Source organism: Rahnella sp. PAMC25559 (genome assembly GCF_050632365.1).
Taxonomy (GTDB): domain Bacteria; phylum Pseudomonadota; class Gammaproteobacteria; order Enterobacterales; family Enterobacteriaceae; genus Rahnella; species Rahnella rivi.
Genome location: NZ_CP192543.1, coordinates 2,927,683 through 2,953,553 on the forward strand (window position 1 = coordinate 2,927,683; position 25,871 = coordinate 2,953,553).

Sequence of the window (25,871 nt, forward strand, 5' to 3'; positions counted from 1 at the left end):
AATAGGAGGAGTTTCTGAAACATAGCCCGCGAGCGGCAGCGCGCAGTAAAAAGACGCGGGAGATCCAAGAGGGGCCCGTCCGGTATAGACCGGTCACATGGGTAACACTTTAGACCGGCCACATGGGTAACAGTTATAAATGGCATAGCAGAGGAGAACCGCTATGCCCTGGACTGAGACTGTTACCATGCAACGACTCGAATTTATTCACGCCGTTCAGAACAGCGGAGAGTCATTCTCCGCTGTTTGTCGTCATTTTAAGATCAGCCGTAAAACGGGATATAAGTGGCTTCAACGCTTTCAACCTGACGACCCATTTTCTCTCAACGATCGCTCTCGCGCCCGCCTTACTCATCCCGAACGCATGACTGACGAGGTTATCCAACGATTAGTCGAGATGCGGCGCAAGCATCCAGACTGGGGACCGGTTAAAATTCGTCACTGGTTACTCAATAACAACGCACCTTTCGACGTCCCTGCAAGCAGCTCTATTGGCGATATTCTCAAAAAAGAGGGTCTTGTCACCCCATTTAAAAAGCGACAAAACACGCCGGGTAACGTCTTGCCACTGACAGATATCCGCGAAAATAATCAGGTTTGGAGTGCTGATTTTAAAGGAAAGTTTAGACTTCTTAGCCAGCACTATTGCTATCCATTTACGCTGACAGATAACCACAGTCGCTACCTTTTAGCCTGCGAGGCTGGCAAGGGCGAGGGGCGGCCGTTTGTGCAAACATGTTTTGAAAACGCCTTTCGCGAATATGGTCTGCCCAGCGTAGTAAGAACCGATAATGGTTCACCTTTTGCCGGTAACGGCATTGCGGGTCTCAGCCAGCTAAGTGTTTGGTTAATAAAGCTTGGCATCCTGCCGGAACGTATAAAAAAAGGTCATCCTGAGCAAAATGGCCGGCACGAAAGAATGCATCGCTCCCTGAAGGCAGGACTGCGTTGCGGGAATATTTACGCGACGCTGGAAGAACAACAAGTCTGGTTCAATCACTACCGCCATGAATTTAATCATGAACGGCCTCATGATGTGCATAACGGTCAAACGCCGTCCTCACAATGGACGACCTCCAGCAGAGAATGGGATGGGAAAGTTCCAGAAGTCATTTATCCAGATAAGGCCCGGTTATATAAAGTTCAGCAGAATGGAGATATCTATCCAGGTACTCGACTCTTTTTAAGTGAGGCTCTGCGAGGTGAATATGTGATGATGAAAGAGGTAGATGACGGATTGTATATGGTGTTGTTCGACCGTCTAATACTTGCGTATTATGACAAAGCCGAACACTGCATTTTACGCATAGACTAATCGAAAATGTGTTACCTATGTGGCCGGTCAGATCTGTAACCCATGTGACCGGCTATACAGTCCTGGCCCCTTTTGGGCGGTTTCGGCGCAGCGCGTTAAGCGATCACCGCACGTGAGAAACCGAAACTTTCACCAGGCCCCAAAAAGGTCGGGTTACAACTCGTGAAATAGCGGTAGCAACAGAACATAGTCTGCGAGCGGCAGCACGCAATAAAAAGACGTGGGAGATCCAAGAGGGGCCCGTCCTGGCCCCTTTTGGGCGGTTTCGGCGCAGCGCGTTAAGCGATCACCGCACGTGAGAAACCGAAACTCTCTCGATTAACCCTAAACGATTACTCGCTATTCAGCGACTTAGCCCCTTTCCTGTGAAGTAACAAATACACCGCCGGGATCACCAGCATCGAAAGCAGTGGCGCGCTGACCATACCGCCGATCATCGGGGCGGCGATGCGTTGCATCACTTCCGAGCCGGTGCCGCCGCCCCACATGATCGGCAGTAAACCCGCCATAATAGTGGCGACGGTCATGGCTTTTGGCCGTACGCGCAGCACCGCGCCGTGGTGAATCGCGTCGCACAGCTGGGCTTCAGTCATCTCCTCACCGGTTTTCTGCTGGCGCTGCACCGCCTGATTCAGATACAGCACCATGATCACCCCGAACTCCGCCGCCACGCCGGCCAGCGCGATAAAACCGACGGCAGCGGCGACCGACAGATTGTAGCTGAGCAGGTATAACAGCCAGATGCCGCCGGTCAGGGCGAAGGGCAGTGTCGCCATGATCAACAGCGCATCCCGCACGCTGCTAAACGTGACGTACAACAGCACGAAGATGATCAGCAGCGTCACCGGCAGCACGATTTTCAGTTTTGCCGTGGCGCGTTCCAGATATTCAAATTGCCCCGACCAGCTCACCGTGACGCCTTCCGGTAATGTCACCTGCTGATTCACCGCCCGCTGCATCTCTTCGACGGCAGATTTCAAATCGCGGCCGCGCAAATCCACATAAATCCAGTCCGACAGACGCGCGTTCTCGCTTTTCAGCATCGGCGGGCCGTCGGTGACCGTGACTGATGCCAGCGCCGACAGCGGCACCTGCGCGCCGGAGGCGGTCAGTACCGGCAAATCGCGCAGCGCCTGCACGTTATCGCGTAACTCGCGCGGATAGCGCAGGCTGACGGGATACCGCTCGCGGCCTTCCAGGGTTTCACCGATGTTTTCACCGCCCACCAGCGTTGAAATCAGCGACTGCAACTCCGTCACCGTGACACCGTAACGTGCTGCCTCCCGGCGGTTGATGGCAATATCGACATAGCGGCCACCTTCCAGGCGCTCAGCCAGCGCCGAGGTGACGCCCGGCACGGTTTTGACAATATGCTCAATCTGCTGCGCAACCGCTTCGATCTGCGCAATATTATTGCCGTTCACTTTGATGCCCACCGGGCTTTTGATGCCGGTAGCCAGCATATCCAGCCGGTTACGGATCGGCGGCACCCAGACGTTGGCGATGCCGGGCAGTTTCACCGCGTTATCCAGCTCGGTGATGATTTTGTCCGGCGTCATGCCAGGCCGCCACTGGTCACGGGGTTTAAAGCGGATGGTGGTTTCAATCATGGTCAGCGGTGCAGGATCGGTGGCGCTGTCTGCCCGTCCGGCTTTGCCAAATACGCTGGCGACTTCCGGCACGGTTTTGATCAGGCGATCGGTTTGCTGCAACAGCCGCGCCGCTTCGCGGGCGGAAATCCCCGGCAGCGTGGAGGGCATGTACAGCAAATCCCCTTCATCCAGCGCGGGCATAAATTCGCTGCCCAGCTTTGCCAGCGGATACAGCGACACCAGCAGAAACAGGCCGCTGAATAACAGCGTGGTTTTCGGGCGTTTCAGCACCGCGGAAAGCACCGGCTGATAGGCGGCGATAAGCCAGCGGTTGACCGGGCTGGCGTTTTCATCCGGGATTTTCCCGCGAATAAAATACCCCATCAGCACCGGCACCAGCGTGATGCCCAGCCCCGCGGAAACCGCCATCGCATAGGTTTTTGTGAATGCGAGAGGCGAGAACATCCGGCCTTCCTGTGCCTCCAGTGAAAACACCGGAATAAACGACAGGGTGATGATCAGCAAACTGCAAAACAGCGCCGGGCCGACTTCGGTTGCCGCGCGTTCAGACACCTTCCAGTAATCTGCGGAGGTCGGCTGCTGCCCCGGATGATCGTGCCGCCATTGTTCCAGCGCTTTGTGCATATTCTCGATCATCACAATCGCCGCATCGACCATCGCCCCGATGGCAATGGCGATCCCGCCGAGCGACATAATATTGGCGCTGACCCCCTGATAGTGCATGACGATAAACGCGCCGAGAATGCCGAGCGGCAGGGTGATGATCGCCACCAGCGCCGAGCGGAAGTGAAACAGAAACAGCGCGCAGACCACTGCCACCACCGCGAATTCTTCGAGCAGTTTATGTGACAACGTCACGATAGCCCGCTCAATCAGCGGCTGGCGGTCATACACCGGCACGATCTCCACGCCTGCCGGAAGAGTGCGGGCCAGCGCATTCAGACGCACTTTCACCGCTTTCAGCGTTTCCAGCGCATTTTTGCCCGAGCGCATCACAATCACGCCACCGGCCACTTCGCCTTCACCGTTCAGCTCCGCCACGCCGCGCCGCAGTTCGGGGCCGGTGCGCACGGTGGCGACGTCAGAAATTAACACCGGAATGCCGTTGCTGGCCGTCACCACCACATTGTTGAAATCCTCCAGGCTTTTCAGATAGCCGGAGGTGCGCACCATGTATTCGGCTTCGCCCATTTCCAGCAGTGAGCCGCTGCTTTCCTGATTGGCACTTTGTAATGCTGTCACCAGCTGCTGATGCGTCACGCCACGGGCGCGCATCCGCTGCGGATCGGCCACTACCTGATACTGGCGCACCATGCCGCCAATACTGGCGACCTCAGCGACATCCGGCACGGTTTTCAGATCATAACGCAGCGTCCAGTCCTGCAGGGCGCGCAGCTGTTCGAGGCTGTGTTTGCCGGTTCTATCCACCAGCGCGTATTCGTAAATCCAGCCGACGCCGGTGGCATCCGGCCCCAGCGAGGCTTTGGCCCCCGGCGGCAGCGTGGACTGCACCTGACTGAGGTATTCCAGCACCCGTGACCGCGCCCAGTAGGGATCGGTGCCGTCGTCAAACAGCACGTACACGTAAGCATCGCCGAACATCGAAAAGCCACGCACGGTTTTCGCGCCCGGCACGGAGAGCAGCGTCGTGGTGAGCGGATAGGTCACCTGATCTTCAATAATTTGCGGCGCTTTGCCGGGGTAACTGACGCGAACAATCACCTGCACGTCCGAGAGATCCGGCAGGGCGTCGAGCGGTGCTTTCTGCAATGACCAGATACCCCAGGCGGCCATGATCAGCGCGGCCAGCAACACCAGCAGCCGGTTTTTCAGCGACCAGCGGATAACGGTGGCAATCATAAATCACCTCCGTGCTGATGCGCTTTTGCCGGCGCGGCTGCCGCGGGCAGTGCGCTGCGCAGGCTGGCTTCGGAATCAATGAGGAATTGCCCGGAGGTCACCACAGACTGACCTTCTTCCAGGCCGGAAAGCACCTGCGTCCAGCCATCACGCGTCGCGCCGGTCGTCACTGCCTGCGCCGTGAAATGCCCATTGCCGTCGTCGAGCAGTACCGTATTGCGGCTGCCGGTCTGGATCAGCGCTTCCTGCGGGATCGCCAGAACCGGAGCCTGTGACACGGCGTCCAGCGCCATCGTCAGGTACATACCGGGGCGCAGTTTATGTTGCGAATTGTCCATCACCACGCGTGCTTTCAGCGTGCGGCTGACGGCGTCTACGTCCGGCAACAGTTCGCTGATGGTGCCGTGGAACAGCTCGCCGGGCTGGCTGTCGGCGCTGGCGGTAACCTTGCTCCCCGTCTGGATCTGACTGGCGACGGAGGGAGGATAATCGATCACAATCCATACCTGTTGCAGGCTGGTCAGTTCGAACAGCGGCTGCGTGGCGCTGACCTGCGCGCCTTCGCGTACCGCAAGCTGGCTGAGATAGCCGTCCACCGGCGCAATCACGTCGATACGGGTTTGCGGCTGACCGGTTTTTTCGACGCGGCGCAGCACGTCCTCGGGCATAAACTGTAAGGCCAGACGCTGACGGGCGGCGGCGCTCAGGCTGCGGTCACCCAGCTGGCGTACGGCCAGATATTCCTGCTGCGCGGCGGTCCAGTCAGGGATCCACAGCGTCGCCAGTTTCTGGCCTTTTTTCACCTGCTGCTGGCTGGCGGCAACGTAGAGTTTTTCCACCAGACCGGCGGCGCGGGCAGAGACGGTACGCAGGCTGCGCTCATCGGCGGCGACCGTGCCGTAAAGGTTAAGCGGGGCCGAGAGGATCCGCCGCTGCACTGTCTCGCTGCGCATCCCCAGATTTTGCTGCTGACGGGCGCTGACCGTCACGCCACCGTCGTCTGCCACGTCACCGGCGTAACGCGGCAACAGATCCATGTCCATAAAGGGGGATTTTCCGGGTTTGTCAAAACGCTGATCCGGGGTCATCGGGTCGTACCAGTACAGCACCTTGCGTGCGGCGGGCGCGTCAGAAACCTGCGTTTGCGCGGGGACGCTGTGGCGTCCGGCAAGGTAACCGGCGGCCAGAGCGGCCAGAATGGCGACGGCCAGCAGGCTGTAAGTTTTCGCGGATGTCATTGAAGATCCTCCTGTGGCGCGAGATAGCGCAGGGCGACCCAGAAACGGGCGGCTTCCAGTTCGGCGTTACGCCCGGCCAGCTGGCTGTCGAGCAGGCTGAGGCGCGCGCCGAGTACATCATTCAGGCTGCTTTTCCCGGCGCGATACTGCGCCTGGATCACGCCAATACGCTGTTGTTGCAGCGGAATGACATCCTTCACCTGCCGTTGCCACAGCGTGACGGCGGCCTGATATTGCGTCACCAGCGTGTTCAGCTGCGCCTGATGATCCCGCGTCAGCTGTGCCAGCCGGTCGTTGCTTTCCATGGCTATTGAGCGGTCGGCGGCATGATCTTTGTCCTGTCGCGAGGCGGTAAACAGCGGTAAATCGACGGTGAACATGATGCCTGCCATGTCGTCATAATCGTCGGCACGGTGGGCGTAATACACTTCGACACCCACGTCGGGGAGAGCCGCAATCGCCGATTCGGAGGATTTGGACTGCGCGACTTCCGCCTCGCGCCGCGCCTGCAGAATTTCCGGGTGCAGGCTGACGCTGTCTGCCTGCTGCGCGCTGGCGGGCAAAGCACTGACCGCAGGCACCTCACCGTTGATGGCAGGGTGATCGATGCCGGTCAGCTGACTCAGACGGGTGCGCGCCAGCTCGACGTCACGTTTCGCCTGGGTGAGTGTGTCCTGCATGGCAATCAGGGTCAGACGGGCGTCGAGCACCGAGGCTGGCAGGGCACTGCCGCTGCTTACGCCGCCGCGCTGTACACCAATCTGCCGCTCACTTTCTGCCACCAACGAGCCGGCCTGGCCGACGTTCTGCTCGCCGATCGCCAGCGCCATCCAGGCCAGCGCTGTGTCACGTTGCAGCCGGGCGCGGATACTTTGGGTGCCCGCCGCCACCTGCCGCGATTCGGCACGCAGGGTGTCGGCCTTACGCTCGCGTTTCGTGCTGCTGACGTAATCCTGCATGATGCCGATGCGCTGCATGGTCATGCCTTCACGGGTAAAACGGCGAGTGTTATTGCCACCGACCGGCAGGTTCTCAATGCCGAATTTCAGCTTCGGATCCGGCAACTGCATGGCGGCGTCTGCGCGGTTATCCAGCGCGTTGATCTGGTGGCGGCTGGCTGAAAGCTCAGCGGAATATTCCTGCGCGGCAACCAGCGCCTGCGGCAGGGAAACGGGTGTGGCAAAGGCGCAGACCGGCATAAAAGCCAGCAGCCAGTGCCACGTCACCCGAAGGCGACGCGGTAAAGTCAGCATGTGTAATTCCCCTGTCAGCGTGTCAGCGGCGTGAGTGTCTGCAACTGATACGCAGACTCAGTTTTGACGAAGCTGAAGGCAACCGGTGTTCCGGCGGGCAGGGCGTTGGCGGTGATCTGCGGCGGCAGACGGAAGTTCATGGTCATGGCGGGCCATTTCAGTGCAGGAATGGCGTGATGGGAAATCCCCACGCGGTCGGCCTGCCACTGAGTGATGATGCCTTCGGATTGATAGACCGTGGCGTCTTGTTGCATCGCCCTATGATCGTGACCGGCGGGCATGACATCCGCGAAGGAATAAACGGAAATAAAGAAAAGACTAACAGAGAATAAATTAAATAAAGCGCGCATGGGAAATACTCCAATACTGTCATAAAGGAAAGTTGCCATTAATCTGGCAGGGTAATTTCATTTAATTTCGGATGCGGAAAAACATCCGTGACAGCAGGGCGCTATTCTCTGTATCGGCAAAACCGGACTTCGGCGGGAGGAGCGATAACCGGCGGGGCAGTCCAGTCGGCCGTGGTGACGGCGGCGCTGGCATCGACGGTGATCAGGGCTAACGTCTGGGCGACCGGCACGGCCAGCAGCGGCACGGTGCCGTTATCAGACGAGGTTCTTTCCGGGACGCAATGCTTCTCGCACAACACCGACTGACTCTGCATATGCGCTTGTGTATCAGGCATTTGCATGAACTGGTTGTGTTGCATTTGGGTATTTTCCACCGGCGGACGCAGGTCACACGGGTGGCTGGCGAGCGCCAGTTGAGCGTTCAGTACCAGCCAGCATAACGCGAACAGCAACGCACTGACCCGCTTGCCTGGCAAGCGTAGTGAATGCATAAACTGTGAAATCGCGAAGCGAACTGACATAGAAATACTATTTCCGGCGGGAAAGATGCGAGTGAGTATATAAGTATTCTTCGCAAGCAGGGAAGCGAAAATAGATAAAAGCGGAAGTTAACGTACCGGAAAGGGATAATAAGGCGAATAACACCGGAAAGTGTTATTCGCATGTAACTGTTATGCATTAATCAGGTAATAGATTATAACCAGCCGGACTTTTTCAACTTCCAGTATAACCATACGCAACCGACAAACGTCACGCCGAGCGTCACCGGATAACCCCACCAGTCATCCAGTTCCGGCATGTTTTTGAAGTTCATGCCGTACAGACTGAACACCACCGTCGGGATCGCCAGAATCGCCCCCCAGCCCGCCAGCCGTTGCACCACCTCATTCTGATGCACTGACACCAGCGCCAGATTCACATGCATGGCGTTGGAAAGCATTTCACGCATGTCATCGGTGGTTTTGATCACCTGATTGGCGTGATCCTGCACATCGCGGATATAGGCGCGCAGGCCCTTCGGCACCAGCTCTTCGTAATGGTGGCTGAGCTGATTACAGATATCTTCCATCGGCACGGCGGCGTTGCGCAGCGACAGCAAATCGCGGCGCAGTTTATACACCTGCTGCACCGCCTGCTGATTGAAAGTGTTCTGGAACATCAGCTTTTCGATGGCATCGAACTGTTCGGTGTACTGATGCAGGATTTCCAGATAGTTATCGACCACGGAATCAAGCACGCAGTACAGCGCATACGCCGGGCCTTTACTGAGCATATCCGGCCGCTCTTCCGCGTGTTTACGGATTTCTTTATAACTCGATGACGCGCCATGACGGACGGTGATCAGGAAGTTCTTGCCCAGAAACAGGTGGGTTTCGCCGTACTCAATGCTCTCTTTCACCTTCTGCGCGGTGTGCACCACAATAAACAGCGACTCGCCGTACTGTTCTATTTTTGGCCGCTGATGGGCGGTCAGCGCATCTTCAATGGCCAGATCATGCAGGCCAAATTCTTCCTGAATGCTGCGCATGTAGCTGTCTTCCGGCTGCCACAGCCCGAGCCAGACAAATGTATCCGGCTCTTTGAGCACTTCGCTGATGTCTTCGACCGTGACGTCCTGCAAACGCTTACCGTCGCGGTAAGCCACGCTGTTGATCACTGAATCGCAGCTGGGTTTTTTATCTTCTGTTGCAATGTCGTTCATGCTGCGGTTATTCCCCGGCGGTCGTTTTTACTTTTACGTCCGGCGTAGCTGCCGGGCCAAATACCGTGTAGGTCGGTAATTCCACATTCTGATACGGTTCCCAGCCGCCGCCCAGCGCTTTATACAATGAAACCAGATCGGTGCTGGTTTTCACTCTGGCTTCGGCAGATTGCTGGTGCGCCTGTGCCAGCTGGCGCTGGGCATCCAGCACGTTGATAAAGGTGGACAGCCCCTGACGATAGCTGTCGCTCGCCAGATCAAACGCGGTCTGCAAGGCTTCGGTCGTCTGATCCAGCCCGCTGACCTGATCCTGATCGGTGCGGTAGTTCACCAGCGCGTTATCCACATCCTGAAGCGCTGTCAGCACCGTCTGGCGATAGTTGAGCGCCGCATTGGCCTGTTGCGCACGGGAAAGGTGCACGCTCGACACCAGCCGCCCGCCCTGGAAAATGGGCACGGTGACCGACGGGCCGATGGAGTAAAAGTGGCTGCTCCAGTTGTCGAGATAACTGGCATCGGTGTTGCGCATCCCGAACTGGCCGGTAAGCGAGATGCTCGGGAACAGTTGCGCGACGGACACGCCGATATTGGCGGTGGCGGCATGGAGATCGGCTTCGGCTTTGCGCACGTCAGGACGCCGACGGGCAAGCTGCGACGGCACGCCCACCGGCACGGCGGCGGGCAGGGCAGGCATCGGTTTGACGGCGGCCAGTTCGTTATCCAGCGAGCCCGGCGTCTGACCGAGTAACACCGCCAGGCCGTTCATCGCCTGACGTTCCTGTGCCTGATACTGCGGCAACTGGGCGCGCAGGGAACCTAACTGCGCACGGGCATTTTCCACATCAAGCTGCGGCGACAGCCCGTTTTGCTGCCGGTTCTGCGTCAGGTTCAGCGTCTGCAGGGCGACGTCGATTTGCGTCTGAATTGATGCCGTGATGCTTTGGGCACCGCGCAGTTGCAGATAAGCACGCGCGACTTCGGCTTCCAGCGACACTAACGCATCGTTGCGCTGTTCGACGGAAGACTGGGTCTGGGCGTTGGCGGCTTCCACCTGACGGCGCGTGCCGCCAAACAAATCCAGCTCCCAGCTGGCATCGAAGCTGCCCTGATACAAATCCACCGGGCGCGTGGCGGTGTCGATGGCCCCGGAGGCCTGCGGGCTGAGATCGTTTAGCTGATCAGACGCACCGCTCGATTCCAGGATCCCTTTCAGGCCGAGCTGCTGGCGGGTCACTTTCGCGTTGCCCTGTACCGAAGGCAGCCAGGCGCCCTGAGCCTGTTTCACCTGTTCGCGCGCACCGGCAATGCGCAGCACTGCCTGCTGCAACGAGATATTGCCGGCGATGGCACGGGTGACCAGGCTGTCGAGCTGGGGATCGTTAAAGGCTTTCCACCATAACGGGTTCGGCTCCGAAGACAGGGCAATCGACGCCCCGTCTTTGTCTTTCGGCGGGGTCATATCGTTGAATGCCCCCGGCGTGGCCGTCTGAGGTTTCTGATAATCAGGGCCGACGGAGCAGGCGGCTAATACCAGCGTTAAGGTCGAGAGTGTCAGAAAACGGACACCGGAATGCTGATGACCCGGCGTAGAGCTTATCTTTTTCAACTTAATGTGCTCCGGCATTACCTTCGCTCTTCACAGGCGAAAGCAGGAAACAAAATGGAATCAAAATAACGGCGACGATGGCGCAATAGCCGAACACATCGATGTAAGCCAGAATGCGCGATTGCGACACCATCTCCTGATACATCCGCGCGGTGGCAAGCTGCATCGGGTCGCCCAGAACGTGGGCGAAATCACGGATGGCGGCGGCGCTTTTGGTCACGGCCTGATTAAACTGTTCGTTGAGCGGCGACATGTTGTGCACCATATGCGCGCTGTGCGCCTGCGTTCGCTCGGTCACCCCGGCGGTCGCCAGAGAAATCCCGATCGACCCGGCCACGTTACGGAACATGGTAAACAGCGCGGCGGCATCGGCGTTCATGCGTTGCGGAATGGTAATAAACGCGATAGTGGTGAGCGGCACAAACAGGAACCCGAGGCCGATCGACTGCGCACTGCGGAACATCACCAGTGTTTCGAAATCAACGTTTGGCGTCAGCCTTGCCGAATAGAGGAAAGACGCGGCCAGCAGGAAGAAGCCGAAAGCGATAATGTAACGGGTCTGGATAATCGGCATCAGCTTGAGCACCAGCGGGATCGACAGCACGATCAGTATTGCACCGGGCGACATCACCAGCCCGGAGAGCGTGGCGGTGTAACCCAGTTGCTGCTGCGCCAGTTGCGGAATAACCACCGAGCTGCCGTACAGAATCATCGCCATACCGGCCATCAGCAGGCCCGCCACCGCGAAGTTTCTGTCCTTCAGGCAGCGTAAATCCACCACCGGTTTTTTCGCGTACAGCAGCCAGTAAATCGCCCCGACAATACCGGTTGCCGCCAGCACCGCGAAGGTGACGATAAAGCCGGATTTGAACCAGTCGTCATCTTCACCGCGGTCCATCATCACCTGCAAACAGCCCAGCCCCAGCGCGATAAGCCCGATACCGATGTAATCAATACTCAGTTTGCCTTTGGCTTTACGCTCCCACGGCGGATCTTCCAGCAGCTGATAAATCGCCAGCAGGGCAATGATCCCGACAGGGATGTTGATCAAAAACACCCAGCGCCAGCTGAAATGGTCAGTGATGTAACCGCCAAGCGTCGGGCCGATGACCGGTGCCACGATGATGGCAATGGACGACAGGCCAAAAGCTTTGCCGCGATCGGCAGGTTTGAAGTAATCGAGCAGCACCGACTGTTGAATCGGCTGTAAACCCCCGCCGAAAAAGCCCTGCAGGATGCGGAAAAGAATCATCTGCCACAGTTCGGTGGCGATACCGCACAGGAAAGAACAGACGGTGAACATGCCAATACAGATCAGGAAGTAAGTTTTACGTCCCATCACGCGGCTGAGAAAGGCGGAAATCGGCAGCACAATGCCGTTGGCGACCAGATACGAGGTCAGCACCCAGGTGGATTCGTCGTAGCTGGAAGAGAGCGAGCCGGCGACGTGCGGCAGCGCCACGTTGACGATCGTGGTGTCCAGAATTTCCATGAACACCGCGATGGTGACAACGGCAGCAACCGCCCAGGGATTGGCCTTGGGTTTCCAGTAACTGCGGTCTTCGTTCATTCTACGGTCACCGTCGGCTCAACCGACAGGCCGAGCGGCAGAGGTTGTTTCGGATCCAGACCGCTGTCGATCACGATCTTGACCGGAACGCGTTGCACGATTTTCACGTAGTTACCGGTGGCGTTTTCTGCCGGGAAAGCGGAGAAGCGCGAACCGGTGCCTTGCTGAACGCTGTCCACATGGCCCTGCAATTTGATATCAGGATAAGCATCCACGGTGATCTCAACTTTGTTACCCGGACGCATCCGCTCAAGCTGAGATTCTTTAAAGTTAGCGGCGATCCAGATGTCTTTCGACACCACGGAGAACAGCGAAGAACCGGCCTGCACCAGCGTGCCGATCTGCACGTTACGCTTGGTCACATAGCCGTCAAACGGCGCGCGAACCTGCGCATAAGACAGATTCAGCGTGGCGCTTTCCAGCTGGGCTTTCGCCTGTTCAACCTGCTGCTGACGGGCCTCTACGTTGGTTTCGGCCTGACGAATTTGCAGCTGAACCTGTGCCGCCACCTGAACCTGCGCTTTGGCATTTTCTAAATCAGCCGCGGCGGAGCGAACCTGCGCGCTGGAAGAGTCGATGTTTTGTTGCGTTGTGGCGCGGGGATCCACGCCACGCTGACGGCGGAAATCGGCGGTGGCATTCATCAGGCTGGCTTCGGCGCGGGTTTGCTGCGCTTTGGCCTGGGCAAGCTGCGCCGGATACTGTACCTTCGCCAGATCAAACTGCACCTGCGCCTGATGCAACTGAGCCACGGCCAGCCCGAGCTGCGCCTGTGCCTGATCGCGTTGCGCGGTGGCGTCACGCGGATCGATTTCGACCAGCAAATCGCCTTTTTTAACGAACTGGTTATCTTTCACTGACAGGCTGGTGACGTAACCGGCAATTTTCGGCGCAATGGTCACTGCATCGCCTTCGATAAAGGCGTCATCTGTGTTGACCTGATCTTTGGTCATCAGCCACCAGATCAGGGCGACCACCACCATCACAACGACCACAATACCCAGAATAATCAGAGGCTTCTTGCCGGGGCCTTTGCCTTTTTCGTCGGCGTCATCCTTGTCTTCTTTCTTATCTTCCGGGTCCGGACTGTGTCCTTCTCCCGATTTAATCTGGCTGGAATCAAGTTCTGTATGTGCGTCATCCGACGCGGAAGGCTGTGGCTTGTTGTCGTTTGTCATAATGCTCTTCTGATTATCGGCGTTTGTGGCCGGAACAAAGAAATCTTGTTTTAACCTAGATTGTATTGATGTAAAAGCAAGTAAATATAAGTCAATAAACCTTAGTGAGGGCACGAAGATCCACACCATAGGGAAGCTCCGAAAACGGCAAAAAGATGTATAATGCTGGGCTGGTATTTGTATTTTTCAAATAAAGTTGATTATCTGCTTCAGGATATCCCTGTGATAAACGCCCAAAATGATCTGTCTTCGTGGGGTCAGCCATGAGCCGTCCTGCACCTTCTTATAAAGGCCTGACGCGCATTGCGTCGCTGGTGTCGCTTTGCGTGGCGCTGGTGCTGGTCTGTGTGAAAGTCTGGGCATGGGCGGCCACCGGTTCGATTGCGCTGCTGACCTCGGCGGCTGACGGTCTGGTAGACGTGCTGGCTTCAATGGTGACGCTGATTGGTGTGCGCTACGCGCTGCGCCCGGCGGACAAAGGCCACCGCTATGGTCACGGCAAGGCCGAAGCGGTGGCGGCGTTTGTACAGGCACTGCTGCTGGGGGCGGCAGGGCTGGTGCTCGGCGGTGAATCCATCGGGCGCATTATCAATCCGCAACCCCTGGCGCAGCTCGGCCTGGGTATCTGGGTCATTATTGGCAGCTCGCTCGCCGCCACCGGCCTGGTGCTGATGCAGACTTATGTGGTGAAACGTACCGGCTCAACGGCCATTGCCGCAGACCGCGCGCATTACGTCACCGATGTGGCAGTGAATATCGCGGTGCTGGTGGCCTTGATCCTCGAACGTCATCTCGGCTGGACCCGTTCCGACTCTATCGGCGCGCTGTTGATTTCCTTCTATATGATCTGGAACGCACGCGGCATGGCGGCGGATGCTCTCAAGCAACTGCTGGATCGTGAACTGGATATGATCGACCGCAAGCGGGTGAAAGCCGCCGTGCTGAGCGTCGAAGGCGTGCGCGGTGTGCACGATATCCGCACCCGTAATGGCGGGGACCGCGTGTTCGTGGAGTTTCATCTCGAAGTGGACGGCAATCTGACCGTCGATGTCGGTCATGAAATCGGTGATGCGGCGGAAATGGCGGTGAGTCTGCTGTTTAAATCCGCTGACGTGACCGCGCACCTTGAACCTGACGGCATTGATGATGACCGGCTCGACAATCTGCTGCTCTGATCGCTAATGAAAAACCTCCGCCAGCCATGACGGAGGTTTTTTTCTTTCTCACTGGCAGACTTGTGCTGTTCTGCCTGCTTTTCCTAGTGTGTACGCATTCCCGCCGCGGCCATCAGCAGCTTAAACACTGACGCAACGGCAAACAGTGCCAGCACGCTGCCCAGCCAGATCATCGCCATCCAGCCGATGCGTTTCCAGAACGGCTGCCTGATGACGGTGTCATCGTCCATTTCTCTGATCAGTTTCTTCATCATTTACCTCTCCAGCCTCAATGGTAGCCCTGTTCCGGCGTCACTTTCCCGCGGAAAACGTAGTAGCTCCAGAAGGTGTAAACCAGAATCACAGGGATGATAAACAGCGCGCCCACCAGCATAAAGCCCTGGCTTTGCGGCGGGGACGACGCTTCCCAGATCGACACGGACGGCGGAATAATGTTCGGCCAGATACTGATGCCCAGACCGGTATAGCCGAGGAACACCAGCGCCAGCGTCAGCAGGAACGGCGCATGGTGCGCCCGACGTTGCACCGCCCGCAGCATCCATACCGACACCAGCACCACCAGCGCCGGAACGGGCAGGAACCAGAACAGATTTGGCCGCGTGAACCAGCGGTCAGCGATATCGCCGTGGGTGAGCGGCGTCCAGATACTGATCACCGCCAGCACGGCCAGCAGGGTGAACACCAGTGGCCTGACGCGGCTGTGCATATTGTCCTGCAAGTGTCCTTCGGTTTTCATGATAAGCCAGGTGCAGCCGAGCAGGGCGTAAGCCACGACCAGACCCGCGCCGCAAAACAGGTTGAACGGCGTCAGCCAGTCCAGCGCGCCACCGGCATACGCCCGGTTCACCACCGGCATGCCACTTATCACCGCGCCCAGCACCACGCCCTGACAGAACGTCGCCAGCACCGAACCGCCGATAAAGGATTTATCCCACACATGGCGTTTCTGCGCGCTGGCTTTGAAGCGAAACTCAAAGGCCACGCCGCGAAAAATCAGGCCAAACAGCATTAACGTCAGCGGGATCGCCAGCGCATCGAGGATCACCGAATACGCCAGCGGAAACGCACCGAACAGCCCTGCGCCGCCGAGCACCAGCCAGGTTTCGTTGCCGTCCCAGACCGGGGCGACGGTGTTCATCATCACATCGCGTTCATGCTCTTCTTTCACCAGCGGAAACAGCAGGCCGATCCCCAGATCAAAGCCGTCCATTACCACGTACATCATCACGCCAAAGACGATGATCAAAAACCAAATCAGCGGAAGATCGATACCCATGTCAGACTCCTTTGCCTTCGTCTTCGAGTGGTTCTTTGATGGCCGACAGCGGACGCGCCGGTGTGCGATGTTGCCCCGGACCGCCGTGTTCACTGCTTTGTCCTTCGTGCGGCTGCGGCCCTTTGCGGATGAGCTTCATCATGTAGAGATAGCCCACGCCAAACACCGACGAGTAAATCACCACAAACAGCAGCAGGCTGATGCTCATCTGCATCGCCCCGTGGCTGGAGACGGCATCTTTAGTGCGCAGCAGGCCATACACCACCCACGGCTGCCGCCCGATTTCCGTGGTAAACCACCCCGCCAGCAGGGCAATCAGCCCGGAAGGGCCCATCCATAAGGCAAAGCGCAGGAACGCTTTGTTCTCATACAGATTGCCGCGCCAGCGCAGCACCAGACTCCACAGACCGAGCACAATCATCAGCATCCCCAGACCGGCCATGATGCGGAAGGTGTAGAAAATGATGGTCGAATTCGGGCGATCCTCTTTCGGGAAAGATTTCAGTGCCGGAATTTGCTCGGAGAGACTGTGCGTGAGGATCAGGCTGCCCAGATAGGGAATTTCGAGGGCGTAACGGGTTTCCTCGCGTTGCATGTCGGGGTAACCGAACAGGATAAGCGGCGTCGGCTCGCTGTTTTTGTTCTCCCAGTGGCCTTCAATGGCGGCGATTTTAGCGGGCTGATATTTCAGGGTATTCAGGCCGTGCGCATCACCGAGAAAGGCCTGAATGGGCGAGACGATCAGCGCCATCCACATCGCCATCGACAGCATGGTGCGCATCGCGGGCGTGTTGCGGCCTTTCAGCAGATGCCAGGCGGCAGACGCGCCCACAAAGAACGCCGAAGACAGGAACGCGGCGGTGGTCATATGCAGCAGGCGGTAAGGGAATGACGGATTGAAAATCACTTTAAACCAGTCGACCGGGATCACCTGGTTATTCACGATTTCAAACCCTTGCGGCGTGTGCATCCAGCTGTTGGAGGCGAGGATCCAGAACGTGGACATCAGCGTACCGAGCGCCACCATACAGGTCGCGAAAAAGTGCAGGCCGGGGCCGACTCTGTTCCAGCCGAACAGCATGACGCCAAGAAAACCGGCTTCGAGGAAGAAGGCGGTCAGGACTTCATAAGTGAGCAACGGGCCGGTAATGCTCCCGGCGAACGAGGAGAAAAAGCTCCAGTTTGTGCCGAACTGGTAAGCCATCACCAGCCCGGACACCACGCCCATCCCGAAGTTAACGGCAAAAATTTTCGACCAGAAATGGTAAAGGTCGCGGTATTCCTCTTTCTTTGTTTTCAGCCACATGCCCTCAAGCACCGCCAGAAAACTGGCAAGCCCGATGGTGATAGCCGGAAAAATAATGTGGAAGGAAACGGTGAAAGCGAACTGTATACGTGCCAGCTCCAGGGCATCCAGACCAAACATAGAACCTCTTTTTTTGCAGGTGATCCCTTTAACCAAGGATAGGTGGTAGAACCAAATTGGTTAAAATTTATTCAAATTGTGGCGTTTCATGGTTTCATGGTTTCATGAGGGAAGGGATTGAAACACGGGGAGGGGGTGTATAACAGATACAGTTTGGTGATGGATGTGTATAACAGTTTGGCGTGCGGGGGCTTTGAGTTTAAGGTCAAGTTCAAGTTCAAGTTCAAGTTCAAGTTCAAGGTCGTGGGCGTCGGCCCACACCGACTTGGGGGGCGGGGGCTATTCCATGCGTTGTAACCCGACCATTTTAGGGGCCTGGTGAAAATTTCGGTTTCTCACGTGCAGTGATCGCTCAGCGGCTGTCGCCGAAACCGCCCAAAAGGGGCCAGGACGGGCCCCTCTTGGATCTCCCCCGTCTTTTCACTGCGCGCTGCCGCTTGCAGGCTATATTCCAGCGGCTCCGGCTATTGCCGCAAACGCCGCCGCTGCGCGGTCCTCTCATTTCAGGTTCGGACCCGCTCGGAAAAACACCCTCGCGGTTTCTCACCGTTCATTCGACGTCGTTTTGAGCGCGGCCAGAGGCTATGTAAAACGAAGGTTTTTATCCTCCCACTGCGATGGGAAAGGAGGAAAGCAAAACCAAACACATTCCCTTTGTTTTTGAAATGCCAGTGGCCGCGCTCAAAAATCACGCCGAAGGGAGAGGTGGAAAACCGCGCGTCTGTTTGCGCGGGTTGTAACCCGACCGGAGGGTACCGCGAAGCGGCGGGATTTTGCGGCAATACCGGTAGCCCCTGAAACATAGCCCGCGAGCGATAGCGCGCAGTGAAAGAGCCTGGGATTCTTAAGGGGGGCGGCGATAAGCCCCCCTTAAGGCCCGTTTGGGCGGCGAGCCCAAGGTTTTGACCTTGAAGTATTCGCAGATCTCCCTGAAACACCCTGATTAACTCCCCCCTGACAAGGATACCAACTCTATTCTCTCTATCGCCCCGCGTACCCCCCCAAACGTGATCTCCCCCGGCATGTTCCCCATATCCGGTGTACTCAGGCTTCTGTCAATAATCACCGCCAGATCTTCCTCTGTGATGCCCTCGGCGAGCTGAGAAAGTTGTGTCGGCACCGCACTGGCACGCGCGAGGGCGATGGCGGTCAGTAATTCTTCGTCGCTGCGGCCTTCGAGCGCCAGCAGGCACAGATTACCGTAACCGACCAGCAGGCCGTGGGCGACGTGGCGGGTTTTGGCGCAGGCGGTGAACCCTTCGTATAAGGCATGTGCTGCGCCGGTATGGGCGCCGTTACTCATCACCGAGGTCAACCCGGCGTAGAGGAAAATTGCGTCGAGGACCTGCTCGAGGGCGTTGTTGGCTTTCCCTTCCTGCACCGCGAAACAGGCATCGGCGGCGAAATGTTCGATCAGGGTATAACAGAGTTCACTGTTGGTTCGCGCAACGCCCGCCAGGCCGGTGAGCTGACTGAGATCGCTGATGGCGCGGTACTCATACCACTTTGCCAGCGTGTCGCCGATACCTGCCGAAAGCCAGTGCAGCGGCGAGGTGGCGAGAAGATCGGCATCAATCACCACCGCCGCCGGGCCGCAGGAGAGGGGGAACATATCGCGGAACTGACCGTCTTCGTGGTAGCGAAAGGTCAGTGAGGTGACGGCAGAACAGGTGCCGGCAATGCTCGGCAGTGTCACCACGGGAATGTTGCAGGCGACGCCCGCGGCTTTGGCGGTGTCGATGGCTTTGCCGCCGCCGGTGGCGATAATCACCTCGACGCCCTGGGTGCGGAAGATGTCGGCCAGGCGGTTGATTTCCTGCTGGCAACATTCGCCGCTGAACACTTCGCTGCCAAGATAGCTGACCATCTGCTGTTCGAGCTGATCGGCGACTTTTGCCTCGACGCTGGCAATGGCGCGTTTACCGCCCACCAGCATGGCGCGCTGGCCTAAACGTCCGCACATCGCGCCAAGATGTTTAATCGCCCCGCGCCCGCGCAGCACGCTGGCAGGAAATACCAAACGATGGGTGAACATAGTTGCCCTCATAAAACGTCGTGTTTTAAGAAGTATAGAAGGCGTGTTCCGGATCGCAGTAAATTCAGCGGCGGCGCTGGCGGACGGCGTCGTGGGTTTTACGCAGCGCATCGCGCGCACCCGGCAGACGCTGGGCGATACCGATATAAAGACAGTCGATGATCAGCAACTGGCTGGTGCGGCTGGCCATCGCGGCGGCGCGAAAACCCAGTTCACGACCGCTGGTCAGCAGCACGACGTCGGCTTTGCGGGCGAGGGGGGAACGCCCGCCAGCGGTGATAGATAACGTCATTGCGCCGCTGCTTTTGGCCTGCATCAGCGCGTCCAGCACGCCGGTGGTTTCACCGGAGTGGGAAATCGCCAGCGCCACATCGGCGGCGGTTAACTGGCAGGCGCTGACCAAACTTTCATCGGTGCTGCCGTAGGTCTGAGCGATGACGCCAATACGGCGCAGTTTCTGGCAAAAATCCTGTGCCACCAGCGCGGAGGCACCGGCACCGTAAACGTCGATACGCCGCGCCTGCGACAGCACGCTGACGGCCTGTTCGAGGGTGTCGCCGCTGAGCAGTTGCGCGGTAGCGCTCGCGCCTTCCACTTCAAACGCCAGCAGTTTATGCAGGATCTGTTTCGGCGTGTCGCCCTCGCCGATGTCGGCCACCAGCGGTTCTCCCGCCGGGGCATTGCGCGGCAGTTCAGCGGCTAACGCCAGCCGCAGCGCCGGATAGCCTTCGAAGCCTAAACGACGACTGGCGCGCACCACGGTCGCGGTGCTGGTGGCGGCGCGCTTTGCCAGTTCGGCCACGCCGAGCTGCGCCACGCCGGGCGGATCGCTGATGATCAGGGTAATCACCCGCTGTTCTGCCTGCGAAAAACTGCCCTGCAACGCCTCCAGCCGCGACTGCAAATTCATTCCTTTCATCGGCTATTTTTCCAGTTCGCGCAGGTGGTCATCTTTGCGCAAGGTCATCAGCGCAAACAGACTGACGATACAGGTGGCTACCACGTAGTACGCCGGAATATCCAGATTGCCGGTTTCTTTAATAAGACCGGTGATGATAAGCCCCGCACAGCCCGAAAATACCGCATTCGACAGTGAGTACGACAGACCAAGGCCGGTGTAGCGCACGCGGGTCGGGAACATTTCCGCCAGCATGGCCGGACCGGGGCCGGCGATCATGCCGATGGTGGCACCGGCGATCAGCACCGCAATGCCTTTCGCCAGCAGGCTGCTCTCAGGGTTTTGCAGCAAATGCAGCAGCGGGAAGCTGAGAATAATCACCGCCAGCACGGCGGCCATCATGACTTTTTTACGGCCAATTTTATCGCTCAGCCAGCCGGAAGGAAGAATGGCAATGGCGAAACCGACGTTCGCCAGCACGGTGGCCACCAGCGCCTGTAAGAACGTGGCGTGCAGCGAGGTTTGCAGATAAGAAGGCATCACCACCAGGAACGTATAACCGCCCGCTGACCAGCCCATCATACGGCCAATACCCAGGGCAATGGCTTTCGCGGTGGCAATGGCGGAAGCTTTTTCCGCCGCGGTTTGCCGGGTTTTGACATCCGGTTTTTTGCTGGCGACAAAGCTCGGTGTTTCATCGAGTTTCAGACGCAGCCACAGCGCCACCAGCCCCATCGGCAAGGCCAGCAGGAACGGAATACGCCAGCCCCAGTCTTTCATCTGCGCTTCCGGCAATGTCTGCACCAGAATCGCGACCAGCCCGACGCCGGTCAGTAAACCCAGTGACACGGTGAACGACTGCCATGCACCGTAAATCCCGCGCTTGCCCTTCGGTGCGAACTCGGTCATCAGCGAAACCGCGCCGCCAAATTCTCCCCCGGCGAACAGCCCCTGGAACATGCGCATCAGCGTCAGCAACAGCGGTGCCGCCACGCCGATCTGCGCATAAGTGGGCAGCAGACCAATGATGGCGGTGGCGACGGTCATCAGCAGCACGACGGCGATAAGCGTAGGTTTACGGCCAATGCGGTCGCCGATGCGGCCAAAAATGATCGCGCCTATCGGACGGCAGAAAAATGCCAGGGCGAAAGAGGCGTAGGTGAGCAATAAACCGGTGAGCCCGCTCTGGCCTTCGAGGGTGAAGAAGTTACCGGCGATCAGCGTCGCCAGATACCCGTAAACACCGAATTCGTACCATTCGATAAAGTTGCCGACCGAACCGGCGACGAGTGCACGACGGGACTGGCTGGCGCTGGTTACAGCAGGGGAAGTCTGGCTGGTCATCAAAAACCTCAGATCGTTATCAGAATGGAATGTAAATAATTTTCTAAATTCAGGTGATCATTATGTCAATATTTTTCAGGAACTGAGCAAAATAAAAGCGAAATCTGTGGAGTTGAACAGAATTTAAAGAGGAATGACGAGGCGAAACAAAACAGGCGATGCCCGTGAGCATCGCCTGTTAGCGGAAAAAGGAGAGGGTGAAAAGGTTCAGAGCGTGTGGATGTCGATCCCGTCGCCGATGTTACTTTTCTGGTAATACGCGCGCGGTACTTCAACCTGATACTGTTTGTCGGCGTAAGCGACTTCCAGAATGAAGCGCTCGTTTTCATACGATTCCACCGGGATAAACCCGAAGAATCCTTCCGCCACGCTGATGGTGCGCGAGGACGGCACGGCATAACGATGAACAATCCTTGCTCTGAGCGGCTGCTGAGTGCCAGTTAACATATTCCATACGCGGTTAACGGGTTGCGACAGCGTGGCAAGCACGTCTGAGGCCAGCGAGTTGAGGGCGGAGGGCCAGCTCTCAGGTTTTTTCATAGTCATGATAAATACCTCGTTGGTCTATATAACCTAATTCTTATAATTATCTGTGGCTAAGATCCAATGATTTTTTAGACTTAACTATGTCAATTTTTGTAAGTGGCTGGCGGGTCACGAAATTACTCCGCCAGCGTTTTGCGTCTTTTGCCAGATTTACGTTCTGCTAGCAATAACGGGCAGGAAGGGCACATCGCATGGTCAGCCAGATCGTACCGCAGACAGCACTGTTTGCGGTATTGCGGGCTGTCCGGGTCGGCCGGATTTTCGGCACGCATCGGCTGAAACAGCGGGTTTTTACCGCCATAGCGCAGCTCGCGCGATTCCATGAGCGCCATGCCGTCGGCGATATCTGCGTTCACCAGCTCGGCCTGCTTTACGCCCCAGCCAACGCGGATGGCGGCGTTACTCCAGTAGATACCTGGCTTGAGCCCGGAGAATTCTGCCAGCGCTTCACACACCGGGCGTAAATGCTGCTCGATCATCACATCGAAACGCGCCATCGGTTCAGAAGAGCTCAGCGCTTCGCCTTCGCCATCGAGATAAATCTGCGAGGGCAGCCCTTCTTCCTGCATACACAGGTAGACGTTTTCGGCGGCGATCGGCAACTGCCAGCCGTGACGCAGCGAGACGATCACCCAGCTTGGCAGCAGGGTGGCGAAATACCACTGCGACCACATCGAAATCCGCGCGCGGCGTGTGTCGCACTTCGCGGCGTCAGCAGAATTGGCATCCAGATAGCGTTTAAGCATGCTGGCGCAGCCTTCGGGGGTGGTGAGATGCGTCACAGGCACCGCGTTGGTGACCAGCGGCGTCAGTGGTTTAAAGGTGTCCGCCACCCAGCTGACGGGCGTATCACGGAAACTGTCGAGAAATCTTTGCATTGTCGGGGGCGAATAGGATTCGGCGCTATAAATCATGCGGACAGAGTAGCGAAAATTAAAGCGGAATAGTAATGATTTCGATTTAGATTGCGATGCGGCAGACAAATCCGATCAGCAGCGAGGCACCCTAGCCGTGCCCCGCATAAAAGACCGTCTTACAAGACGTTACTCTGCAACACCCACACGGCGGCTTCGACGCGTGATTTCAGTTTCATCTTTTTCAGCAGATGTTTGACGTGAACTTTCACCGTGCTTTCGGTGATATTAAGACGGCGGGCGATCATCTTATTCGGCAGACCTTCGGCGATCAGTTTGATGATGTCGCGTTCGCGCGGTGTCAGGGACTGAATATCGCGGTCACCGCTTGGGCGGCTTTCCCGCAGGCTGGCTGCTAACACCGGCGTCAGCGCTTCGCTGAGCACCATTTTTCCGGCAGCGGCGTTATGCAGCGCGGCCAGTAAATCTTCCGGCTCCATGTCTTTAAGCAGATAGCCATCGGCGCCGCGTTTAAGCGCGGTCACCACGTCATCTTCATGATTGGAGACGCTGAAAACCACCACGCGGCCTGACAGCGAGGTCTGGCGCATTTTATCCAGCGTGTCCAGACCGTTCATGCCGGGCATATTCAGATCCAGCAAAATCAGGTCCGGATCCAGCTGTTTTGCCAGTTCCACGCCTTGCTCGCCGTTACTGGCTTCGCCGATCACTTTCAGGCTGGCGTCCAGCGCGATCAGCTGTTTCACGCCGTTGCGCAGCATAGGATGATCGTCAATCAGCAAAATAGTGGAGGGGGTGATGTCGTTCATACTTGCTCCTGGGGATTAATTGGCAGGGCTTCCGGGCGGAAACGCACGAGCACTTCAGTGCCGCCGTCCGGACGTCGGTCGAACCGACAGGTGCCATGTAAGGTGCTGGCGCGATCCTGCATGATGATCAGGCCATAATGATTTTGCCGTTCGGCGTTCGGTGAAATGCCCTGGCCGTTATCGCTAATGCGCAGGGTAATTTCCCCGTCATCGCAGTGCAGGGACACCGACACCTGCGTGGCGCGGGCGTGTTTATAAGCATTGTTCAGCGCTTCACGGGCGATGTGCAGCAGATGAATTCCCTGATTCGCCGGAACGGAACGCGGGGGGATCTGATAATCGAAACCGATGGTCAGCCCCATGCGGCGGGAGAATTCATCCACCGTGTGTTGCAGCGCCGCGCGCAGGCCGGGGGTATTGAGGGTCAGGCGGAACGTGGTCAGCAGCTCGCGCAGCTGGCGGTACGCGGTGCTCAGTTCATCGCGCATCTGCTGTAACAGGTTTTTATCCTCTTCGGAGAACGTGCTGGCGTGCATCTGTAAACAGGCGACCTGGATTTTCAGGCAGGAGAGTGACTGCGCCAGCGAATCGTGCAGCTCGCGGGCAATGGCCGAACGCTCTTCCATCAGCATCAGCTGCTGCTGATGTTCTGCCTGACGCGCCAGCATCAGGGTGCTGGTCAGCTGCTCCATCAGCATTTTGATCAGCTGTTGCTGATCGTCATCCAGATGCTCCCCCGGCGGCAACTGCGCCAGCAGAACGCCGTAATTGTCGCGCTCATCGCGCAGGCTCCAGCTCAGTGAATCCCCGTCCTCATCCGTCTGTTCACCGACTTTCGGGCTGACCGGCTGGCGCGGCGAGGCATTATTGAACTCATTGAACACCTCGGCGCTGTTATTTTCGTACTGACGCAGCTGTACTCCCCGCAGCGGCGTGAGGGACTGCAATTCTTTCAGCACCGGTTGCATCCGCGCATCCAGCGGCTCGCTGGTGTGCAGCTGGCGGCTCACGCGGTACAGATAATCCAGCACCTGATTTTTCTGTTGCAGATCGGCGGTTTTTTCCGTCACACGTTGCGCCAGATTATCGACCATTTCCCCCAGTGCCAGAGACATGCTGTTGAGCGAATCGCCGAGGATATCCATCTCATTGTGCGCGTCACCGTTCGCCACGCGTTTGCGCTGATAGCGGTGGCTGAAATCCCCGGCGGTGATGGCGCTGGCCTGCGACAGCAAATTCCGCCACGGCGTCAGCAGATGGCGGCGCAGGAACCAGATGGTCACGGCGAGCAGCAGCAGGGTGACGGCCACCAGTGCGCGCTGAATCAGTGAAATCTGCTGTAAGTGGTATTCGGTTTTATGTTCGAGCGCGGCCACCAGCACGTCGAGCTGGCCGACAAACACCGCCATGTTGGCGGAGACGTCCTGCGGATGTTTCGCCGCCATCACCTGATGGCGCAGCGTGGTTTGCCAGTAATTACGCAGTGCCAGAAATTGCGGTTGCAGGTTTTCGCGTTCCACAGCCTGCAACAAATCGGCGCTGTTCTGGTCAATCTCCATCTGGCGAATATACGCGGCGTTTTTGCCACTGAGCGGCACTTCCGACAGCAGCCGGTAACTCTGCATACGCAGCGAACCGGCTTTATTGATGGCGTGGGCATTGCCTTCGATACTTCCCGCCATCCACGCCGCCATGCCCATGCCGCCAATGCCCAGCAGGCCGAGAAGCAGCATCAGCAGGGTGATCTGGCTGACAAGCGAGAGAGAAGGCAGGGCGCGTTTGAGCATCAACAGGGTTTCCGG

Annotated in this window: 22 protein-coding genes; 2 read left to right on the forward strand and 20 right to left on the reverse strand. The window is 57.8% G+C overall.

Translation table 11 applies throughout. The features are described 5' to 3' along the window. The first annotated feature begins 163 nt into the window (after positions 1 to 163). Positions 164 to 1,315, forward strand: a complete 1,152-nt coding sequence (locus ACQZQY_RS14890; RefSeq protein WP_056777117.1) for a DDE-type integrase/transposase/recombinase — start codon at positions 164 to 166, stop codon at positions 1,313 to 1,315. 332 nt (positions 1,316 to 1,647) lie between these two features. Here the strand turns inward: ACQZQY_RS14890 and ACQZQY_RS14895 are convergent, their stop codons facing one another. The 10 genes from ACQZQY_RS14895 to ACQZQY_RS14940 form a co-directional block, all read right to left on the reverse strand. Next, on the reverse strand, positions 1,648 to 4,788 hold the full coding sequence (locus ACQZQY_RS14895; protein WP_431295882.1) for an efflux RND transporter permease subunit: 3,141 nt from the start codon (positions 4,786 to 4,788) through the stop codon (positions 1,648 to 1,650). Then, complete coding sequence (locus ACQZQY_RS14900) at positions 4,785 to 6,026, reverse strand: efflux RND transporter periplasmic adaptor subunit (RefSeq protein WP_431295883.1); 1,242 nt, start codon at positions 6,024 to 6,026, stop codon at positions 4,785 to 4,787. The genes ACQZQY_RS14895 and ACQZQY_RS14900 overlap by 4 nt, the downstream gene beginning before the upstream one ends. Continuing rightward, positions 6,023 to 7,279, reverse strand: coding sequence for a TolC family protein (locus tag ACQZQY_RS14905; protein ID WP_431295884.1), 1,257 nt, complete (start codon positions 7,277 to 7,279; stop codon positions 6,023 to 6,025). Before ACQZQY_RS14905 ends, ACQZQY_RS14900 begins: the two co-directional genes overlap by 4 nt. 14 nt (positions 7,280 to 7,293) lie before the next feature. Then, on the reverse strand, positions 7,294 to 7,629 hold the full coding sequence (locus ACQZQY_RS14910) for a copper-binding protein (RefSeq protein WP_122095437.1): 336 nt from the start codon (positions 7,627 to 7,629) through the stop codon (positions 7,294 to 7,296). Between the two features lie 101 nt (positions 7,630 to 7,730). After that, positions 7,731 to 8,150, reverse strand: a complete 420-nt coding sequence (locus tag ACQZQY_RS14915; protein ID WP_056780421.1) for a hypothetical protein — start codon at positions 8,148 to 8,150, stop codon at positions 7,731 to 7,733. Between the two features lie 173 nt (positions 8,151 to 8,323). Next, on the reverse strand, positions 8,324 to 9,331 hold the full coding sequence (gene corA / locus ACQZQY_RS14920; RefSeq protein ID WP_122095436.1) for a magnesium/cobalt transporter CorA: 1,008 nt from the start codon (positions 9,329 to 9,331) through the stop codon (positions 8,324 to 8,326). A gap of 7 nt (positions 9,332 to 9,338) precedes the next feature. Further along, the gene (locus ACQZQY_RS14925) at positions 9,339 to 10,955 is read right to left on the reverse strand and encodes an efflux transporter outer membrane subunit (RefSeq protein ID WP_431295885.1); all 1,617 of its coding nucleotides are present in this window, start codon (positions 10,953 to 10,955) and stop codon (positions 9,339 to 9,341) included. Further along, entirely contained in the window at positions 10,939 to 12,507 is a 1,569-nt protein-coding gene (locus ACQZQY_RS14930) for a DHA2 family efflux MFS transporter permease subunit (RefSeq protein WP_183846849.1), read from the reverse strand. Before ACQZQY_RS14930 ends, ACQZQY_RS14925 begins: the two co-directional genes overlap by 17 nt. Next, positions 12,504 to 13,685 (reverse strand): HlyD family secretion protein, encoded by a 1,182-nt coding sequence (locus tag ACQZQY_RS14935; RefSeq protein WP_136377300.1) that lies wholly within the window; start codon positions 13,683 to 13,685, stop codon positions 12,504 to 12,506. The genes ACQZQY_RS14930 and ACQZQY_RS14935 overlap by 4 nt, the downstream gene beginning before the upstream one ends. Positions 13,686 to 13,776: 91 nt before the next feature. Next, positions 13,777 to 13,950 (reverse strand): hypothetical protein, encoded by a 174-nt coding sequence (locus ACQZQY_RS14940; protein ID WP_156362042.1) that lies wholly within the window; start codon positions 13,948 to 13,950, stop codon positions 13,777 to 13,779. Between ACQZQY_RS14940 and ACQZQY_RS14945 the strand changes: the two genes are divergently transcribed. After that, positions 13,949 to 14,860, forward strand: a complete 912-nt coding sequence (locus tag ACQZQY_RS14945) for a cation diffusion facilitator family transporter (protein WP_122095433.1) — start codon at positions 13,949 to 13,951, stop codon at positions 14,858 to 14,860. The genes ACQZQY_RS14940 and ACQZQY_RS14945 overlap by 2 nt on opposite strands. A gap of 83 nt (positions 14,861 to 14,943) precedes the next feature. On the opposite strand, the gene ACQZQY_RS14950 is transcribed toward ACQZQY_RS14945, so the two are convergent. The 10 genes from ACQZQY_RS14950 to narX form a co-directional block, all read right to left on the reverse strand. Then, positions 14,944 to 15,090 carry a DUF2474 domain-containing protein gene (locus tag ACQZQY_RS14950; RefSeq protein WP_217204176.1) on the reverse strand — a complete coding sequence of 49 codons (147 nt, stop codon included), beginning with the start codon at positions 15,088 to 15,090 and terminating at the stop codon, positions 14,944 to 14,946. A gap of 38 nt (positions 15,091 to 15,128) precedes the next feature. Next, positions 15,129 to 16,136, reverse strand: coding sequence for a cytochrome d ubiquinol oxidase subunit II (cydB, locus tag ACQZQY_RS14955; protein WP_431295886.1), 1,008 nt, complete (start codon positions 16,134 to 16,136; stop codon positions 15,129 to 15,131). A gap of 1 nt (position 16,137) precedes the next feature. Next, complete coding sequence (locus ACQZQY_RS14960; RefSeq protein ID WP_431295887.1) at positions 16,138 to 17,562, reverse strand: cytochrome ubiquinol oxidase subunit I; 1,425 nt, start codon at positions 17,560 to 17,562, stop codon at positions 16,138 to 16,140. 943 nt (positions 17,563 to 18,505) lie between these two features. Next, positions 18,506 to 19,597: an iron-containing alcohol dehydrogenase family protein gene (locus tag ACQZQY_RS14965; protein ID WP_431295888.1), complete on the reverse strand. Its 1,092-nt coding sequence runs from the start codon at positions 19,595 to 19,597 to the stop codon at positions 18,506 to 18,508. 64 nt (positions 19,598 to 19,661) lie between these two features. Then, positions 19,662 to 20,516, reverse strand: coding sequence for a MurR/RpiR family transcriptional regulator (locus ACQZQY_RS14970; protein ID WP_122095429.1), 855 nt, complete (start codon positions 20,514 to 20,516; stop codon positions 19,662 to 19,664). Positions 20,517 to 20,519: 3 nt separating this feature from the next. Then, the gene (locus ACQZQY_RS14975) at positions 20,520 to 21,839 is read right to left on the reverse strand and encodes an MFS transporter (protein WP_122095428.1); all 1,320 of its coding nucleotides are present in this window, start codon (positions 21,837 to 21,839) and stop codon (positions 20,520 to 20,522) included. Between the two features lie 207 nt (positions 21,840 to 22,046). After that, complete coding sequence (locus ACQZQY_RS14980; protein ID WP_056780385.1) at positions 22,047 to 22,385, reverse strand: hypothetical protein; 339 nt, start codon at positions 22,383 to 22,385, stop codon at positions 22,047 to 22,049. Positions 22,386 to 22,501: 116 nt separating this feature from the next. Then, complete coding sequence (gene fhuF / locus ACQZQY_RS14985; protein WP_183846860.1) at positions 22,502 to 23,263, reverse strand: siderophore-iron reductase FhuF; 762 nt, start codon at positions 23,261 to 23,263, stop codon at positions 22,502 to 22,504. A 155-nt stretch (positions 23,264 to 23,418) separates the two neighbouring features. Further along, positions 23,419 to 24,069 (reverse strand): two-component system response regulator NarL, encoded by a 651-nt coding sequence (narL, locus tag ACQZQY_RS14990; RefSeq protein WP_056780379.1) that lies wholly within the window; start codon positions 24,067 to 24,069, stop codon positions 23,419 to 23,421. Continuing rightward, positions 24,066 to 25,856 (reverse strand): nitrate/nitrite two-component system sensor histidine kinase NarX, encoded by a 1,791-nt coding sequence (gene narX, locus ACQZQY_RS14995; RefSeq protein WP_431297195.1) that lies wholly within the window; start codon positions 25,854 to 25,856, stop codon positions 24,066 to 24,068. Before narX ends, narL begins: the two co-directional genes overlap by 4 nt. Positions 25,857 to 25,871: the final 15 nt, after the last annotated feature.

Coding starts and splice junctions, on each gene's coding strand:
- ACQZQY_RS14890 (WP_056777117.1), top strand. CDS start 164: ATGCCCTGGACTGAGACTGTTACCATGCAACGACTCGAATTTATTCAC.
- ACQZQY_RS14895 (WP_431295882.1), bottom strand. CDS start 4,788: ATGATTGCCACCGTTATCCGCTGGTCGCTGAAAAACCGGCTGCTGGTG.
- ACQZQY_RS14900 (WP_431295883.1), bottom strand. CDS start 6,026: ATGACATCCGCGAAAACTTACAGCCTGCTGGCCGTCGCCATTCTGGCC.
- ACQZQY_RS14905 (WP_431295884.1), bottom strand. CDS start 7,279: ATGCTGACTTTACCGCGTCGCCTTCGGGTGACGTGGCACTGGCTGCTG.
- ACQZQY_RS14910 (WP_122095437.1), bottom strand. CDS start 7,629: ATGCGCGCTTTATTTAATTTATTCTCTGTTAGTCTTTTCTTTATTTCC.
- ACQZQY_RS14915 (WP_056780421.1), bottom strand. CDS start 8,150: ATGTCAGTTCGCTTCGCGATTTCACAGTTTATGCATTCACTACGCTTG.
- corA (WP_122095436.1), bottom strand. CDS start 9,331: ATGAACGACATTGCAACAGAAGATAAAAAACCCAGCTGCGATTCAGTG.
- ACQZQY_RS14925 (WP_431295885.1), bottom strand. CDS start 10,955: ATGCCGGAGCACATTAAGTTGAAAAAGATAAGCTCTACGCCGGGTCAT.
- ACQZQY_RS14930 (WP_183846849.1), bottom strand. CDS start 12,507: ATGAACGAAGACCGCAGTTACTGGAAACCCAAGGCCAATCCCTGGGCG.
- ACQZQY_RS14935 (WP_136377300.1), bottom strand. CDS start 13,685: ATGACAAACGACAACAAGCCACAGCCTTCCGCGTCGGATGACGCACAT.
- ACQZQY_RS14945 (WP_122095433.1), top strand. CDS start 13,949: ATGAGCCGTCCTGCACCTTCTTATAAAGGCCTGACGCGCATTGCGTCG.
- ACQZQY_RS14940 (WP_156362042.1), bottom strand. CDS start 13,950: ATGGCTGACCCCACGAAGACAGATCATTTTGGGCGTTTATCACAGGGA.
- ACQZQY_RS14950 (WP_217204176.1), bottom strand. CDS start 15,090: ATGGACGATGACACCGTCATCAGGCAGCCGTTCTGGAAACGCATCGGC.
- cydB (WP_431295886.1), bottom strand. CDS start 16,136: ATGGGTATCGATCTTCCGCTGATTTGGTTTTTGATCATCGTCTTTGGC.
- ACQZQY_RS14960 (WP_431295887.1), bottom strand. CDS start 17,562: ATGTTTGGTCTGGATGCCCTGGAGCTGGCACGTATACAGTTCGCTTTC.
- ACQZQY_RS14965 (WP_431295888.1), bottom strand. CDS start 19,597: ATGTTCACCCATCGTTTGGTATTTCCTGCCAGCGTGCTGCGCGGGCGC.
- ACQZQY_RS14970 (WP_122095429.1), bottom strand. CDS start 20,516: ATGAAAGGAATGAATTTGCAGTCGCGGCTGGAGGCGTTGCAGGGCAGT.
- ACQZQY_RS14975 (WP_122095428.1), bottom strand. CDS start 21,839: ATGACCAGCCAGACTTCCCCTGCTGTAACCAGCGCCAGCCAGTCCCGT.
- ACQZQY_RS14980 (WP_056780385.1), bottom strand. CDS start 22,385: ATGACTATGAAAAAACCTGAGAGCTGGCCCTCCGCCCTCAACTCGCTG.
- fhuF (WP_183846860.1), bottom strand. CDS start 23,263: ATGCAAAGATTTCTCGACAGTTTCCGTGATACGCCCGTCAGCTGGGTG.
- narL (WP_056780379.1), bottom strand. CDS start 24,069: ATGAACGACATCACCCCCTCCACTATTTTGCTGATTGACGATCATCCT.
- narX (WP_431297195.1), bottom strand. CDS start 25,856: ATGCTCAAACGCGCCCTGCCTTCTCTCTCGCTTGTCAGCCAGATCACC.